This is a genomic window from Leptospira dzoumogneensis, from assembly GCF_004770895.1.
Lineage (GTDB): Bacteria > Spirochaetota > Leptospiria > Leptospirales > Leptospiraceae > Leptospira_B > Leptospira_B dzoumogneensis.
Genome location: NZ_RQHS01000019.1, coordinates 594,939 through 609,223, shown reverse-complemented (window position 1 = coordinate 609,223; position 14,285 = coordinate 594,939). Strand labels below are relative to the sequence as shown.

The 14,285-nt window shown below is 40.2% G+C and carries 14 protein-coding genes; 7 read left to right on the top strand and 7 right to left on the bottom strand.

All coding sequences use genetic code 11. The features are described 5' to 3' along the window. Positions 1-6: 6 nt before the first annotated feature. From EHR06_RS16475 to EHR06_RS16465, 3 genes are all read right to left on the bottom strand, one after another. A complete protein-coding gene (locus tag EHR06_RS16475) occupies positions 7-1,521 on the bottom strand; it encodes a choice-of-anchor D domain-containing protein (RefSeq protein WP_135757983.1) in 1,515 nt (504 codons plus the stop codon). Between the two features lie 281 nt (positions 1,522-1,802). Beyond that, complete coding sequence (locus tag EHR06_RS16470; protein WP_135757982.1) at positions 1,803-2,345, bottom strand: hypothetical protein; 543 nt, start codon at positions 2,343-2,345, stop codon at positions 1,803-1,805. A gap of 11 nt (positions 2,346-2,356) precedes the next feature. Continuing rightward, positions 2,357-5,245: a choice-of-anchor D domain-containing protein gene (locus EHR06_RS16465; protein ID WP_135757981.1), complete on the bottom strand. Its 2,889-nt coding sequence runs from the start codon at positions 5,243-5,245 to the stop codon at positions 2,357-2,359. A gap of 521 nt (positions 5,246-5,766) precedes the next feature. Between EHR06_RS16465 and lsa26 the strand changes: the two genes are divergently transcribed. Beyond that, on the top strand, positions 5,767-6,558 hold the full coding sequence (gene lsa26, locus EHR06_RS16460; RefSeq protein WP_135757980.1) for a surface adhesion protein Lsa26: 792 nt from the start codon (positions 5,767-5,769) through the stop codon (positions 6,556-6,558). Here the strand turns inward: lsa26 and EHR06_RS16455 are convergent. Beyond that, positions 6,548-6,970 (bottom strand): hypothetical protein, encoded by a 423-nt coding sequence (locus tag EHR06_RS16455; RefSeq protein ID WP_244288630.1) that lies wholly within the window; start codon positions 6,968-6,970, stop codon positions 6,548-6,550. The two genes, lsa26 and EHR06_RS16455, sit on opposite strands and share 11 nt — an antisense overlap. Before the next feature lie 279 nt (positions 6,971-7,249). On the opposite strand from EHR06_RS16455, the gene EHR06_RS16450 reads away from it, so the two are divergent. The 4 genes from EHR06_RS16450 (at position 7,250) to EHR06_RS16430 (ending at position 9,937) form a co-directional block, all read left to right on the top strand. Next, on the top strand, positions 7,250-7,678 hold the full coding sequence (locus tag EHR06_RS16450; protein ID WP_135757978.1) for a MarR family winged helix-turn-helix transcriptional regulator: 429 nt from the start codon (positions 7,250-7,252) through the stop codon (positions 7,676-7,678). 53 nt (positions 7,679-7,731) lie between these two features. Continuing rightward, positions 7,732-8,481: a glucose 1-dehydrogenase gene (locus EHR06_RS16445; protein WP_135757977.1), complete on the top strand. Its 750-nt coding sequence runs from the start codon at positions 7,732-7,734 to the stop codon at positions 8,479-8,481. 111 nt (positions 8,482-8,592) lie between these two features. Beyond that, positions 8,593-9,162: a DNA-3-methyladenine glycosylase I gene (locus EHR06_RS16440; RefSeq protein ID WP_135757976.1), complete on the top strand. Its 570-nt coding sequence runs from the start codon at positions 8,593-8,595 to the stop codon at positions 9,160-9,162. A 178-nt stretch (positions 9,163-9,340) separates the two neighbouring features. Next, complete coding sequence (locus tag EHR06_RS16430; RefSeq protein WP_135757975.1) at positions 9,341-9,937, top strand: hypothetical protein; 597 nt, start codon at positions 9,341-9,343, stop codon at positions 9,935-9,937. A gap of 17 nt (positions 9,938-9,954) precedes the next feature. Here the strand turns inward: EHR06_RS16430 and EHR06_RS16425 are convergent, their stop codons facing one another. Further along, the gene (locus EHR06_RS16425) at positions 9,955-10,551 is read right to left on the bottom strand and encodes a TetR/AcrR family transcriptional regulator (protein WP_135757974.1); all 597 of its coding nucleotides are present in this window, start codon (positions 10,549-10,551) and stop codon (positions 9,955-9,957) included. Positions 10,552-10,651: 100 nt separating this feature from the next. Between EHR06_RS16425 and EHR06_RS16420 the strand changes: the two genes are divergently transcribed. Then, positions 10,652-11,476: an acyl-CoA thioesterase gene (locus EHR06_RS16420; protein WP_135757973.1), complete on the top strand. Its 825-nt coding sequence runs from the start codon at positions 10,652-10,654 to the stop codon at positions 11,474-11,476. 44 nt (positions 11,477-11,520) lie between these two features. Then, entirely contained in the window at positions 11,521-12,207 is a 687-nt protein-coding gene (locus EHR06_RS16415) for a YwaF family protein (protein ID WP_135757972.1), read from the top strand. Positions 12,208-12,283: 76 nt separating this feature from the next. Here the strand turns inward: EHR06_RS16415 and rsx are convergent, their stop codons facing one another. Continuing rightward, positions 12,284-13,645, bottom strand: a complete 1,362-nt coding sequence (gene rsx, locus EHR06_RS16410; protein WP_135757971.1) for an LIMLP_03685 family anti-sigma factor — start codon at positions 13,643-13,645, stop codon at positions 12,284-12,286. A gap of 1 nt (position 13,646) precedes the next feature. Next, positions 13,647-14,177, bottom strand: coding sequence for an RNA polymerase sigma factor (locus EHR06_RS16405; RefSeq protein WP_135757970.1), 531 nt, complete (start codon positions 14,175-14,177; stop codon positions 13,647-13,649). Positions 14,178-14,285: the final 108 nt, after the last annotated feature.

Sequence of the window (14,285 nt, the reverse complement as noted above, 5' to 3'; positions counted from 1 at the left end):
ATTTATTTAATATCCTGGAGAACTTACTATAGCTTGGATCGGCTTCGAAAATGCCGATCCTGTTAGATTAAATTGAGAAAACGATCTCACTCGAATATACCAAGTTCCGGCGGAACTTACCGTAATTGTTTTATAATTCGGAGTATACGGATCTCCCGCATACACTACATCCGGATCACAAACCACGGAACCTCCTTCAGAACTAAAATCAGAACCTTTATTATAACAAACTCTATAAGCACCCGAAGCCATATGGACCGCGTGTTCTTTAGAATGTGCCCAGGTTACTATAATATCCCTTCTTCCTCCCGCACCTGAAACATTCAGAACGGAACTCGAAGGATTTCCTCCTTTTCCTGTAGTGGTATTTAAAGTAACGGTCGCAGACTTGGAACCGGTGCTTGCAGGACTAAACTTGACCAAGAAGGTAGCAGAAGCATTTGGAGCGAGGTTAGCGGAAGAAGGCTGGGTTATCGCAAATTCTGCCGAATCTGTTCCACTTAAGGACACTGGAGTTCCGGAAAGATCTAAATTAGAACTTCCTAAATTACGGATCGTAATCGTTTTACTCGAAGAGATAACTCCAGGAAAAACACTTCCAAAAGAATAAGAAAATCCGGTGCTGCTTGTAATATCTCTAGAAATATTATTATTATCGGAGTAAGTCACTGAGATCTGAGGAACATTCCCTGAAGTCCCTACTCCGGAAAGACCGATAGAATAACTTGCTATATTCGGATCATTACTATCGATCGAGATAGAAGCGGAGAACGTGGAAGCAGAAGGAGGACTAAATGAAATCGTAAACGTATACGTTTTTTTAGGAGAGATCGTAACACCGGAACCGGTTTCGCTAAACAAGGCAGCATCCGTCCCACTTAAAGAAATATTAGAAATTACTAAATCTTGATCTCCGCTATTTTTAACGGTAATCGTTTTTGAAGAAGTTCCTCCGGATGCGGCATAAAAGTTCGTCTGCGCATTCGGAATAAAATTAAAACTACCTTCCGAAACCTGAATAGCAGGGGCTGGAGCCTCCGTGCCGGTTCCTTTCAAATACAGAATATATGTGCCTATATTCGGATCATCCGAATTGATGATCAGATACGCGGATTTTACACCGGCTGAACTAGGTTGAAAACCGATCTGAAAAGAACTAAAATCTCCATCCGCCAAACTAGTACTCGAAGGTTGGGAATTGATTGTATACTGAGAAGAATGGATCCCACCTTTAGAGACTGCATCCGGGTTTCCCGTCAAAGTAACGGTAAAGTTCCCGTCATTCTCGATCTTCAAATTATTAGAAGAGGAAGAACTAATTAAAACGGAACCTAAAGAAAGTGTAGAACCGGAAGAATATCTATTGCCTGCCGAATCTGAAACGTGTAGTCCCTTGATACCGGAAGGAGAAAAAAATGGAAATAATTTCATTCCACCGCCCCCTCCTCCGCAATTCAATTGAGGAAGGAGTCCCGCTAAAACACATAAGATAAAAATAAAACGATAATTACCTGAGCCCAATCTCTAATCCTTAATATGTTGGAATTCCTACAAGGAACCCAATATAGGTATGATATTATAAACAACTGGAGACAACGTTTCTCCCATTCTATTGCCAAATGTTTGGAAAGGTACGTCCAGAAAAATATAATCTTAAACTCAGTAAGAATTGGCAGAATAATCCTAAAAAACAGCGAAAAAAGGGAACTTATAAGGGAAAAATCAGCCCACTTATGACTCCAAATAAAAAAGCCGCAGAACCTAGATCCTGCGGCCTTTTAAAACTTCGCAAACAGCTGAGTTTATTTTTTTTCTAAAGGTTTATTCCTTCTGTATTTTTCGAAATCCTCTTTGGACGGAAGAGTTTTCTTTTTAAAAGCGGAATATCTTGCTTCTTGCAAAGAAGAATCTACAGTCTTACCGATCGATTTGTCGTCCTTAAAAGTTCCCAAAAAGATTTCAGCTTTCTGAGGATCTTTTCCGTAAAATGCGGAAGAGTAACTTCTTACGGACAAATTGCGCAAGGATTTATGCAAATTTCCATCTTCTATCTTACCCCTTAGAACCAATTCAGATTCTTCGGTTGGATAAAACTCAAGAAGAGAGATTGCTTTCTCCTTCACATAGATCCTAATAGAAGGATCTTCCGTAATGGCTTTCAAATACGGGATCGGATCCGAAACAATCCTTTCCAAAGAAGTTTTAAACTCCGCCTTAGATTTATGCCTGCTGATCGTAAGATCCGATTTTACTTTGGAGTATATCGAAGGATCGATCGACTGAGCAGTTACCGGCAGCGTAAAAGCTGCCAGTAAGAGAATGAGTAAAGTTTTCTTAATATTCATTTTTGACTCCATTAATATGCCAACGGGTTACTTCTTAGGACCCAACCTTGTTCGCCTGTAAGTTGGATTTGAGGAGTTACTCCGTCCCCCGCCCAGAACATCAGGTTTGAGGCACCAGAGTTGGTGAATCCTGATCCGGAACATTCCGAGATGGATACGAAACCGTCAGTGTTAATATCCTGGGAACTCAAGCAGTAAGGAGTTTCGATCAAAGCATCTCTCGCATTCAGACCGAACATGCTCAACGTGGAGCTTGCTCCTTTTCTTTCGTTCGTATGGAAAAGTCCCAAGAAGTGACCTGCTTCGTGAGCGATCGTATCACCCAAGAACTGTTGGTCAGCCGCGCTTAAAGCAGTCGCAGCGGATCCGGAAGTTCTATGAGGTTCGATCAACACGATCATTCCAGCCTTCTTCGTAGCTACTATTCCAGGAACTCCAGGGATACCCGCGGCCATTCCAAGTAATCCTGCATAATTCGTATTAGAAGTATCCGAAGTTAGGAAGATATTCAAGGAATTAGCATTTTGAGAAGAACCGGTCGTAGTGTACAACTTAGTCAAAGAACTTGCAAGTGTTCCAGTCTCATCTTCGAAATCCGTAAGATCCAAGAACTCGGAAGCATTTACACTCGTAGCCGTGAATTGAACGTCTATTTTCACTGAATCTTGAGAATAGATGCTGGTAATTCTATCAACCGCGTCTTGTAATCCTGCAACGGTATAAGTAGGGTAAGAACCTTGAACGAATATCAATCTGATATTCAATTTCTTTCTGTAAGTCCAAACCTTAGACAAACCGCTGGTACTTGTAGTACCTGTAGTGGTAGTAAATGTTCTTTCTTCGTTCAGTCTTGCATGACATCCTTTCACGATCGAGTAGCTTGCGTTAGTTGCAGCAAAGCTGACCGGAGAATTCACGTCGAAATAAACAGCTTGAGAAGCATTAGGAGTGATTGTGATCGCTCCGGAACCTCCCAGAAGATTTAAGAACTGAGAAGAAGTTGTTCCGTATGGTAACAATCCGGAGAAATTCGTAAGTCCTACTCCATCCCTTGTCTCATAAAGAGCTGTCTGAGTAGAATTATAAATCCCGCTGAACATTCCGAACAATGTAGAAGTCATGCTATGCGGTTGATTGATATAATAGATCGCCGCAGGGTTCGAAGGCCCGATAATTATCGGGATCGTGCTTGAATAATACAATGTTTGGCCGCTTCCACCATAGTTCGCAATACTTCCTAAGTTAGAACTAATGGTTTGATTGGTGATATCGAAACAAGGGGCACTTGGCTCAATTCCATTTGCAGACAAATTGATCACATAACTACCTTCATCCGAATCGTTATTTGCGATCGTTAAAGTCGCAGTTTTAGTTCCGGTAGAAGTAGGAGAGAATGTTACCGTGAAAGTAGATGTTCCACTCGCTGCAACAGTAGCAGCAGGTTGAGAAGCCACAGTGAACAGAGAAGAATCCGTTCCCCCTACGACTACACGAGTGCCTCCTGTTAAGTTCAAGGTTGCGGTTCCAGTGTTTTCAACGGTAAATGTTGTAGTTGCACTAGTAGTACCAATTCTCGTATCAGCCATACCCGAATATGTTCCAGAACTTGCGATACTTGTAGAACCTTGTTTCAAATTAATTTCAGGAGCAGGTGTTGGAGTTCCGGTACCTGTGATCGTAAAATCATAAGGATTCTCGTCTGAGTCGTTATTCGCTATCGAGATAGAAGCGGTTTTTGCTCCGGTAGAAGTAGGAACAAATCGAACGGAGAAAGTAGCGGTTCCGGCGGAAGCAATACTTGAGGTGCTTGGCTGAATAGTAACTTCGAACTGATTCGAATTTGTTCCGGTGACTTCCACAATAGGAGTTCCGGATAAAGTCAATGCAGCAGTACCCAAATTTTGGATCCTGAATTGAACTGCGGAACCTGCAACATTCTCCACTTGGCTTCCAAAATCGAAAGAACCACTTCCATCTGCGATATTTACGGAACCTGTAACTCTTTGGACGTTCATTTCAGGAACAGGAGTTGGATTCCCGGTTCCGGAAAGACCGAAAGTGTAATTAGGAGTTCCGGCATCGTCACTCGGAATAGTGATCGTTGCAGTTTTCGCTCCTGTAGAAGTAGGAGAGAATGTTACGGAGAATGTTGTGGAACCGGAAGCTGCAACAGTGCTGCTTATTCCGGTTGTGTCCAAACTGAACTGATTCGCATTCGTTCCGGTTAGAGTAATCGTACTTAAATTTAAAGCAGCATCTCCGATATTATTGATCGTAAAAGATACGGCAGTTCCGCTCGTATTCTCTTGAACACTTGTAAACGTATGAACGCTAGAACCACTCGTAAAAGTAGTGGATCCTCTTTTTACTTGGATATCCGGAGCAGGTGCAGGATTTGCAGTTCCGCTCAAGTTCAAAATAAAAGTAGGAGTGTTCGGATCGTTAGACGCTATTTGCAGCTGAGCGGATTTAGTACCAGTTGATCCGGAAGGGGAGAAGGTCACTGAAAACTCAGTAGTTTCTCCAGGATCCAAAACATTATCGGTACCTGATTGATCCACAGTAAATTGCGCAGCATCTGCTCCTGTCTTTGCGACGATCGGAGTGCTGGTAAGATTTAAAGTTTGCTCACCGTTATTTTGGATCGTGAAAACTCTAGCAGTACTGCTTTGAGTAATTTTCACACTTCCCAAACTTTCGGTAGAAGTATCCGGTACAGAAGTTACAGTACCACTTCCTCTATAAACTCGAATGGTAGGATCAGGATTGGGAGTTTCTGCAGTTTCGCCGGGCGGCAAAAGCAGAGGCCCCTTTCCTCCGCCCTTCGGACAATTTACGAAGGAGAAAAGAATAACAAGAGTTAATAAACTCTTGAGAAAAAATGTCGTGAGCCGTTTCATATCGGAACTTTTCGACCTCTCTGTTTCCAATTTTATAAGCACCAATCCCGAAAAGGATGAATAATGCCTTCTTTCTACGTTAGCCAGAATTGTATACAATACAGACAAAGGTTCCCAAAAAATTATCAAAAATGTATTATCCAACTTGTTTTATCTAAGTTTTTTCCCTAAACCGCTTAGTATACGAAAAGTTATTCTCTCCTTGATTGATTTTTCTTAAAAATACATACCCCAAATTGGATAAACATAAAAGACGTGTCGGATAACGTATAAAGGAAAATAAGGACCATTCAGAAGAAGGGGCACCTATGCCGAACCAAACGGGCCATCTCCGAGGAGAACCTTTACCCGCAAAAACCCCCAAATTAAGGGGATTTTGAAACCTGATTGTGATAAATTTGGAAAGAAAAATTTCGATATTTTGCTTCGGATCGGCTTATAAAGGGAAAATACTTAAACCTTCGGGGTCGGCATATGCCGATAGATAGTAACAGCCCAAAAACCTCGTCCAATAGAGATTTATGACCCTCAGAAAATATTCCGTTTTTGTTTATATTTCGGTTTTATTCTTCCATTCCCCTACTTTTGCCCTGGGAACCTATTCGGAAGGCTGGACGGTCGCCAAATTAATCCAATTCGAAAGCCGAGGGATCGTATACGAGTCCTATGAGGGAGTGATAGAGGTAATTACCTATGATCCGGCCCAAGAATGTGAAGAAACTCGGGATGAATGTTATGTGCCAATGCGTAAAAAGGCAAATTTCAGCGTTCGTCCGGAAAATGCGGATGCGGTTAACTTCTTAATGAAAAATCTGAATCAGACCATACTGATCCAGTTCAATATCCACAGAATACAGCCAATCGCACTTTCCAGCAGTGTAGAAGTAATCCACGCCCAATATCAAGAAAACATAATACCACATACTGCTCCGGTAAAAGATCCAAGCGGAAGAATTACCGTTTGGGTCCAAGCTCACGATACTTCTCATCCGATCGATAAGATGGTAAGTAAGAAGACCGGAGGAAAAAGGAATTTCTCCGTAATGGGAAGAATACTCAGCCTAGAATATAAGGGCACGATCGTAGGTACTTACGAAGGTCTTTATATGGATGAATCTAAAGGTAGGATACATCCATTCTCCATTACTTCCGAAGAAATGGCTGAGTATGCATGGAAGGCGATGAAGTATACAGGCAAATATTATTTGGGAGTCTCTGTAGCATTCGTGACTGGAGTCAGAGAATCACATTACGATATATTCGAGATCAATTTCAGGGAACCTGCAGGCTCCCAAGAAAAACCTAAAAACTAAAATTGCTTAAGTAAGATTTAGAATCCGAAGTAAATTGCCTGCTGACTAGATAACCTTCACTTCCGTTTCCGGTTAGAACAAGCACCTCTAGATTACCTGAAAAATTTCCTGACAGATCTTCTCTAATATAAACTTGAGCATCCCCAAGTTCTAGAGGAGCTTCCAATCCAAAATGAAGAATGTCCCAAGCCAATTCTTCTTTCCAAAAATTCTCATCAACTGGATTGCTCTTCTTCCAACCTTCTTTCAAAAAAAGTTCGGGAGAAACTTTCAAATTAAAATGAACGTACACATTATGATCGGAAGGCTCGGCAAAAATTCTCAAATTCCGAGTGTCTGTCAACTTGTGAGTCTCTACGTAATAGGCCGCGTCTTTCACCATTCCTAAGGAAGGATCTTGGATCTCGTACAAATCACCCTCACAATTCGAACTCAATATAAAAGAGAGAACGAAAAGCAGGGAATAAAAGAAATGTCTAAACGAAAGTCCCATATCTAAATAATCTTAACATGAATGAATGGAGGTTTTTTCAGAATTTTCGAAGAAAAACCATTTTGGAAATAAATTTCTGAACTTCGAAAGAGACTAAATACTAATCCAAATTATGTAGAAAATGAGACCCCTAAGTATTAGAAATCCCTCCCTTTTTTTTCTTGACAAAACTTTTCAACTATTTCGATGTCTAAATAAATGAAACCGGAGTATGTAATTCATTTATTATCCAGGACCAGGGATCGGATCCAAAAACATTTGTCTGAAGAATTTCTGAAGCAGGGAATCCAAGATTTGGTTCCAGCTCACGGAGGTGTGCTCTTTGTTTTGGGTAAAGAAGGTCCTCTCACTATGAGCGAATTAGCAAAACTGCTGGATAGGACAAACTCTACTGTGACTGCTCTTTTGGATAAAATGGAAGAATTCGGCTATGTTAAAAGATCCAAACCATATGAAGACGAAAGAGTAACTTCTGCGGAATTAACGGATAAAGGAAAACAAACTTTAGAGAAGGTTCAAAGAGCTTCTAAGGCCACACTTACAAAACTTAGCCAAAATTTAGAGCAAAGGGAAAAGGAAGAATTCATGCGAATTTTAACTAAAATCCATTCGAATTTTGATCTGTGATGTAAATTTTTTTGCATCAATATTTCGACATCGAAATAATTAGGAGAGCGTATATGTTAGAAGGTAAAACTGCGGTGATCACCGGATCGGCGAGAGGAATCGGCAAAGAGATCGCAAAAATGTTTTTAGAAAGAGGTTCAAAAGTTATTCTTTCTGATCTAGAAAATTCCAATTGTAAGGAAACGGCAGAAGAGTTAGCAAAATACGATCCGGAAGGAGTTTTCTGGAAAACTTGCGATGTTACTTCTAAGATCCAAAACAAAGAATTGGCTGAATTTGCAATAGAGAAAACCGGAGCCTTGGATATTTGGATCAATAATGCAGGAGTAGTTCAGGACGATCTTCTCTTAAGAATGTCCGAGGAAAAATGGGAGAAGGTACATTCCGTAAATTTGAAAGCCGCCTTCTTCGGCATCCAGACTGCTGCAAAGTTCATGTTAAAGAAAAGTTCAGGTAGGATTGTAAACATCGGATCGGTTTCCGGATTTTACGGTAATGCAGGGCAGGCAAACTATTCTTCCGCAAAGGCAGGACTATTTGCTCTTACTAAGTCCGCGGCCAGAGAACTTGCTTCTAGAAATATCACGGTGAATTGTGTTGCTTCCGGCTTTATCAATAACCGATTTGCCGAGCATGTTCCGGAAGAAATTAGAAATTCTATCTTGGATTCTATTCCTTTAAAGATCAAAAGAAATCCGGAAGAAGCCGTTGCCTCTGCTGTCGCGTTCCTTTCTTCGGAGGAGGCGGATTGGATTACAGGAGCGACTCTTAGAGTGGATGGGGGAATGTTGATCGGTTTTTAGACCGAATACATGTTTTATAGTTTTACGAACAGGCAAGAGAAGAATTCGAAAAATTTCTTGCCTGTTCTTTTGTTAGAAGCGACCTAATTCATAGGATCTTCTTCTTATCATATGAATTCTCTTACAAAATATTGCCATTATGTTCTTTCTCTCGAAAAGGACAAAGATCCTGAAAACAAGATCTATCACGACACAGAGTACGGTTTCACTTTAAGATCGGACGACGAACTATTCGGCAGGCTTATATTAGAGATCAACCAAGCCGGACTTTCCTGGACCACGATCTTAAGAAAAAAGGAAAACTTTCGCAAGGCTTACAAAGACTTTTCCATTAAAAAGATCTCTAAGTTTTCTGAAAAAGATTTTGATCGGCTTTTGAACGATGCGGGTATCATTCGGAACAGGCTTAAAATAAGCGCTGCCATTCATAATGCAAATGTGATTGTCGGCCTGCAAAAAGAATTCGGAAGCTTTCAAGATTGGCTGGCTTCTCATCATCCTAAATCATTAGAAGAATGGACCAAACTATTCAAAAAAACTTTTGTATTCGTAGGCGGAGAGATAGTGAATGAATTTTTAATGAGCACCGGATATTTAGAAGGCGCTCACGGACCAGGCTGTCCCATCTATAAAAAAGTATTAAAGTCCAAGCCTGCATGGAATTCTAAAAAGAAAAAATAGATCTCTCCCGATCTAAAATTATTCCGGAAAAAATTCGATCCTTCTCTTTTAGAGGAATTCGCGAAAGACATCCGAAAATTGGAAGCAAAGAGCAATAAGTAATGCTAAATCTGTAATGAAAAGCAGGTTTTTCTGCTGGCAGACTATCCTAACCCATTATAAAATATCTTTCAGACAAATGAAAGTTAAGTTGTTTTCGTTCTCCATTCTACTTTGTTTCGCACTCAGTTTTCCTTTTTTCTTAGGAGCTCAGTCGGAAAGTAAGACTATATGTTTAAACTGGGAAAAAAATTTTCCCAAAATTGATTCCAAACTTTATTTAGAGATCAGCGGATTAGAATTGATCCTCAGTCCTCCTACAAGTGCCGTAATGAGAAGCAGAAGACCTGGAGAATTAGTACCTATCATACGTGGATCTTATAAGACCGAAGGAAATAAAGAAGTACTGGTCGAATTTCCGTATGAACCTTCCGATCCGGACGAATGTTCTTTCAACTGTAAAGAACAATCACATACTCTTCGTGCCAATCAAAACGTCGAAGAAGAATACGATAGTTGTTTTAAATCATGTAAAAACAATACTAGTTTCAAATTCGGAAAGGATAAATTCAAACTTCATTTAAAATTCAAAATTTACAGGGACGAATCGGATACCCTAAGAATAGATTCCGTTTCTTATAAAGATCTAAACCCGATCATGGGAAAATTAGCATATTCTTTCCCTCATTATTTCGCGGGCGATCTAGTCGAATGTGCTAACTCTATTTGGGATTAATATATTCTAAAAAGATATTATTTATCTAAGGATAAAAGCGCTTTTTCCAATCGATGTATATGTTTGAAATCTCCGGACATTCCATATAACTGTAAAGCGCCTTGGTAATAAAAAAGGATACTTTCGGAAATTTCCTTTAACTCGGATCCGGTTTTGGACTTTTTAGAATTCCAAGTAATATCTTTTAAACAATTTTCGAAATCCTGGACCCAGCGATTTAATGCGACCTTTACGAAATCCGATATCTCGGGCTCGTCATGGGTTTGGTTGGATAAATTCGCGTAAGGGCAGCCGTAAATATAAGTATTTTTAAGTCCTCTTCTCAACATCCTCATCCAAGATTTAATGAAATCCGAATACTTATTTTCTTTTTTAGCGATCCTTTTAACAAAACCTAATATTGCTTCTTCTTGTTCCAAAAGATAAGCCTTACCCAAATCCTTTTTGGAAGGAAAGTGGATGTACAAACTTTTCTTAAAGGCTCCCGCTTCTTCCAAAATTTCATTTATTCCTGTATTGGGATAACCCTTGGAATAGAATAATTTGAAAGCTGCCTTTAGGATCCTGTCCTTTGCAGGGTCTTCCGACCGAATTAAGTCCTTCTGGATTCTCATCTTTTTTCAATTTTGATTATAATTATGGTAGACCGATCTGTCTACCATAATTTATCCTGAATCTTATCGAGTAGACCACTTTGTCTACCGGAGGCTTTTTATGAGACTCATGGAAAAAACGGATAAGATTATCACCTCTTTTGCCGTTCCTGTCCGCAAATCAGATATAGACGTAAACGGACACGTAAACAACGGGACTTACCAAAGTTATTTTGAAGAAGCAAGGATCAAAACCTTCCAACTTTTAAAAGAAGAAGGGGAAACAATCCCGAATTCAGACGGCTTAGTAGTTCGCCAATGCGAGATAGAATATAAAGCGGAGTTAAAATATCCGGAAGATGCGGTCGTTACTACGGACATTCTTAGCACCGATCCTGAATCCACTGAGATTATGCAGGAAATTTTCCGAGCTTCCGATTCGGCGTTAGTATGTAAGGCAAGATTCGTATTAAGTCTTTCCGACAGTTCGGAAGAAGTCTTCTATTCGGAAGAAGATTATCCATATGCGTTCTATCATCCAATCAGCGTAGGATGGGCGGAAATGGATCCGAAAGGTAAGGTAAATTTAGAAACTATCCAATATTATTTGGATGATGCAAGGATCCGTTCTTCTTACCAATGCGGACTAGATTTACATTCATTACAGGCAAAAGGGATCGGCCCGGTAGTTTACAAAGCTGAGTTGAATTATTTCGACACTATGGGTTTTCCGGATGATTTTGTGATCGTTACAGTTTATCAAAAAGCGGAGAAGAATCGATTGGCTTTCCGACATGACGTATTCTCTAAAAAGACCAAAAAGTTGATCCTTACCTCTATGGTGCATGGGCTCTTTATGGATCTTAAAAGAAAAAGACCTCATCAATTCACTGAAGAGGAAATGAAAATGATCTTCAGCGTTAAAACTAAGCCGCTCTTTGATTGAATAATGATTTGAAATTTCACTAACGTAAGGAGAGGGTATCTTCGATGAGATTCGAACATTGGAGCCCTCTCCATTTTATTATACTTTTTCTTACTACATTTCTCGGATTCGGTCTGCCTTATTTCGGCAGAAAGTTCGCTTCTACCAAACTCAAGAACAATATCGGTTATACTTTAGGGGCCATTCTAGTTTTAAACTATTTAGTTTATGTAATATATAGGATCGATTCGGGCTATTGGCAAATTCGTTACGACCTGCCCATGGAGTTTTGTAATTGGTCGGCCATCGTAACTTCTCTGGCATTATTTACCCGAAATAGAACTCTTGCAGAGCTGTCTTATTTCTGGGTGATTGCAGGCTCTATGCAGGGAGTGATCACTCCTGACCTTTCGGTTACCTTTCCTCATATTTACTTTTTTATATTTTTCATCGCACATTCCGGACTGGTGATTTCCGCTCTTTATGTTGTGTTCGGTTTGGAGTTAACTCCTAGAAAAGGAGCAGTGATCCGATCCGTTCTTTACAGTCAGATTTACGTTGTGGCTGCTTTAGTTATAGATTTTGCTTTGGATGCAAATTACGGATATATGAGAGAAAAATCCGCTGCAGGTTCTCTGATGGATTATTTAGGCCCTTGGCCGATTTACATTCTCTGGATGCAAGCACTCGGAATGATCCTATTTACTATATTATACCTTCCATTTTGGAAGAAGAACGTAAGGGTTAATTAAAAAAGAATATAACGAATCCAGACTAAGCGAGAGGATTCGATTCGTATCACGATGCCCGTTAATATATGAACAAATATTATTCGGATTCTATTTTTTCTACAGCGTCTACAGGGATAATCAAGTTTCCATCCGGTCTTAAGACCACATAGAAGCTGTCTTGCTGGTAAACGATCCCTCTTTCCGTAGATCCGTCTTTTAGATAAAGAATACGAACTTGTTGAGAGACAACTTGAGGTGGACCCCCCGGAACTTTGTTATTTAAGATATCCGTAATGGATGCCTTGTCCACCTTCTTGACCATCTCCATCAATTGTTCTCTTTCTTTCAGATCTTTTGGAGGGAAACGGACCATACCCGCAAACTTTCTTTCCAGATCCGCTTTTTCATCCGGAAGTATTTTTTTAAGAGAGTTCTTAAGCTCCTTAGGAGAGATCAAGAATGGATCTTTAGGGAGAGAATCCACATGAGGTTTTAAACTCTTGATCAAAGTCTCATCCAGTTGAGCGCTGGACTGGGACTTTTTGCTGGCCTTGATCGAATCTTCGATCTTTTTAAGACCTTTCATTCTTGCAGGAGATAATCCTTTCCATGCAAGCTGTTGTCCTGATTCTATCGTTAGTTGTTGTTTATCGAATAAGATAGGATATTCTTTTGCGAGAAGTGCAATTTCTTCTTTGGTTAACCAACTTGATACCGATTCCAAGAAGATAGTATCTCCGGATTCTAATCTGACTTTTCCTTCGAGCACTTTTACGGAAAGAGAAGAATCCGTACGCCCTTTGTTGACCGAAACCTTAGTACCTTCTAAGATCAGCCTGAAATCATTAGAACCGATTGAGACATTTTCTCCATCCTTAGGGCCTTGGCTGTCCAAAAGAATTGTGCCGTATCCAAGAGAAACATGGATCTCATTTTCTTTACGTTCGGCAGTGAAGTCCGTATTAGGTAAAGCTCTAACAGCTACACTCTTTTTTCCTTCTAACTGAACGTCACATACGGAAGATTTTCCGGAAACGATCCTTTTACCGGAAACATCATCTCCGGCTTGTGAAGTTTTACCTTCGATAGAACAATCACCGTAAGAATAAGTGAACTTATCTAAAGTGGCCTCGCCCTTTTTGATCGAAGAATTTTGATAGAAGTATATTCCAAAAGACACGAATACCAAGGCTGCCGCCGCGAGATAGACCACAGGTTTAGGAAAAGGTAGGATTTTTTTAGAAGAAGTCTGTGGGGAAAGGTTCTCTAACTCTTTGGATGCACTAGGGGCCCTGAGTTGGGATTGGATCTGAGTGATCTTTCTGTATTCGGCCGCTTTTTCAGGGTCCTTTAATACGATCTCCAAAAGTTGCTTTTTCCCGGCAGCGTCAAGTTCGCCGGAAAGATAAGACTCTAGCAGGTCTTCGAAACTATTTGACTGTTGGATATGTAATGCCATCTTATAGTCCGATCCCTTCCGCTTCAAGATACGTTCTCAATAATCTGAACGCACTAAGCAAGCGACGACTAACGGTCCTCTCGGATATCCCGAGAGCATCCGCAGTCTCTTTGAGAGTTTTCTTTTGGATTTCCTTCAGTAGTATTATACTCTTTTCAGGCTCAGGAAGACGGGAAACTCCATCTTTTAAAGCTAAATTGAGAGAATTTTTCTCTAGTTCCAGAGGATCTTCATGATTTCCGCCGGAAAGTTCGGGAAAGTTCTCTACATTAATTGAGACGTTCCCCGTTTCCTTCTTTGTACGATTGAAATGTTTAAAATAAAGGTTTTTAGCGATCGTACAAGACCAAGAAGAGAAGCTTCCCCTGTCTGGGTCAAAACGATCCATGACCTCAAAGGCTTTTAAAAATGTCTCTTGGGTCAAATCTTCGGCAATTTCTGGATTTCCTGAGAGTTTGAGCAGGAAATGATACACTGTATTCTTGCAGGAGTCGTATAGATTGATGAATTCCGGCTGAGAAAGACCTTGCATTTTTAGTTCAGTTGGACCGAAAAAAAGGATTTCTGCTAATTTTTGGGATATTCCGATTCTGCGGAAGCAGAAAAAATAAGGCCCCCGGAAATCGGGAGCCTTACCTTT

Bases quoted from the DNA above. Each gene is read 5' to 3' on its own strand.
- EHR06_RS16450 (WP_135757978.1), top strand. From the start codon at position 7,250: ATGAAACCGGAGTATGTAATTCATTTATTATCCAGGACCAGGGATCGG.
- EHR06_RS16445 (WP_135757977.1), top strand. From the start codon at position 7,732: ATGTTAGAAGGTAAAACTGCGGTGATCACCGGATCGGCGAGAGGAATC.
- EHR06_RS16440 (WP_135757976.1), top strand. From the start codon at position 8,593: ATGAATTCTCTTACAAAATATTGCCATTATGTTCTTTCTCTCGAAAAG.
- EHR06_RS16470 (WP_135757982.1), bottom strand. From the start codon at position 2,345: ATGAATATTAAGAAAACTTTACTCATTCTCTTACTGGCAGCTTTTACG.
- EHR06_RS16465 (WP_135757981.1), bottom strand. From the start codon at position 5,245: ATGAAACGGCTCACGACATTTTTTCTCAAGAGTTTATTAACTCTTGTT.
- lsa26 (WP_135757980.1), top strand. From the start codon at position 5,767: ATGACCCTCAGAAAATATTCCGTTTTTGTTTATATTTCGGTTTTATTC.
- EHR06_RS16405 (WP_135757970.1), bottom strand. From the start codon at position 14,177: ATGCAAGGTCTTTCTCAGCCGGAATTCATCAATCTATACGACTCCTGC.
- EHR06_RS16430 (WP_135757975.1), top strand. From the start codon at position 9,341: ATGAAAGTTAAGTTGTTTTCGTTCTCCATTCTACTTTGTTTCGCACTC.
- EHR06_RS16415 (WP_135757972.1), top strand. From the start codon at position 11,521: ATGAGATTCGAACATTGGAGCCCTCTCCATTTTATTATACTTTTTCTT.
- EHR06_RS16425 (WP_135757974.1), bottom strand. From the start codon at position 10,551: ATGAGAATCCAGAAGGACTTAATTCGGTCGGAAGACCCTGCAAAGGAC.
- rsx (WP_135757971.1), bottom strand. From the start codon at position 13,645: ATGGCATTACATATCCAACAGTCAAATAGTTTCGAAGACCTGCTAGAG.
- EHR06_RS16420 (WP_135757973.1), top strand. From the start codon at position 10,652: ATGAGACTCATGGAAAAAACGGATAAGATTATCACCTCTTTTGCCGTT.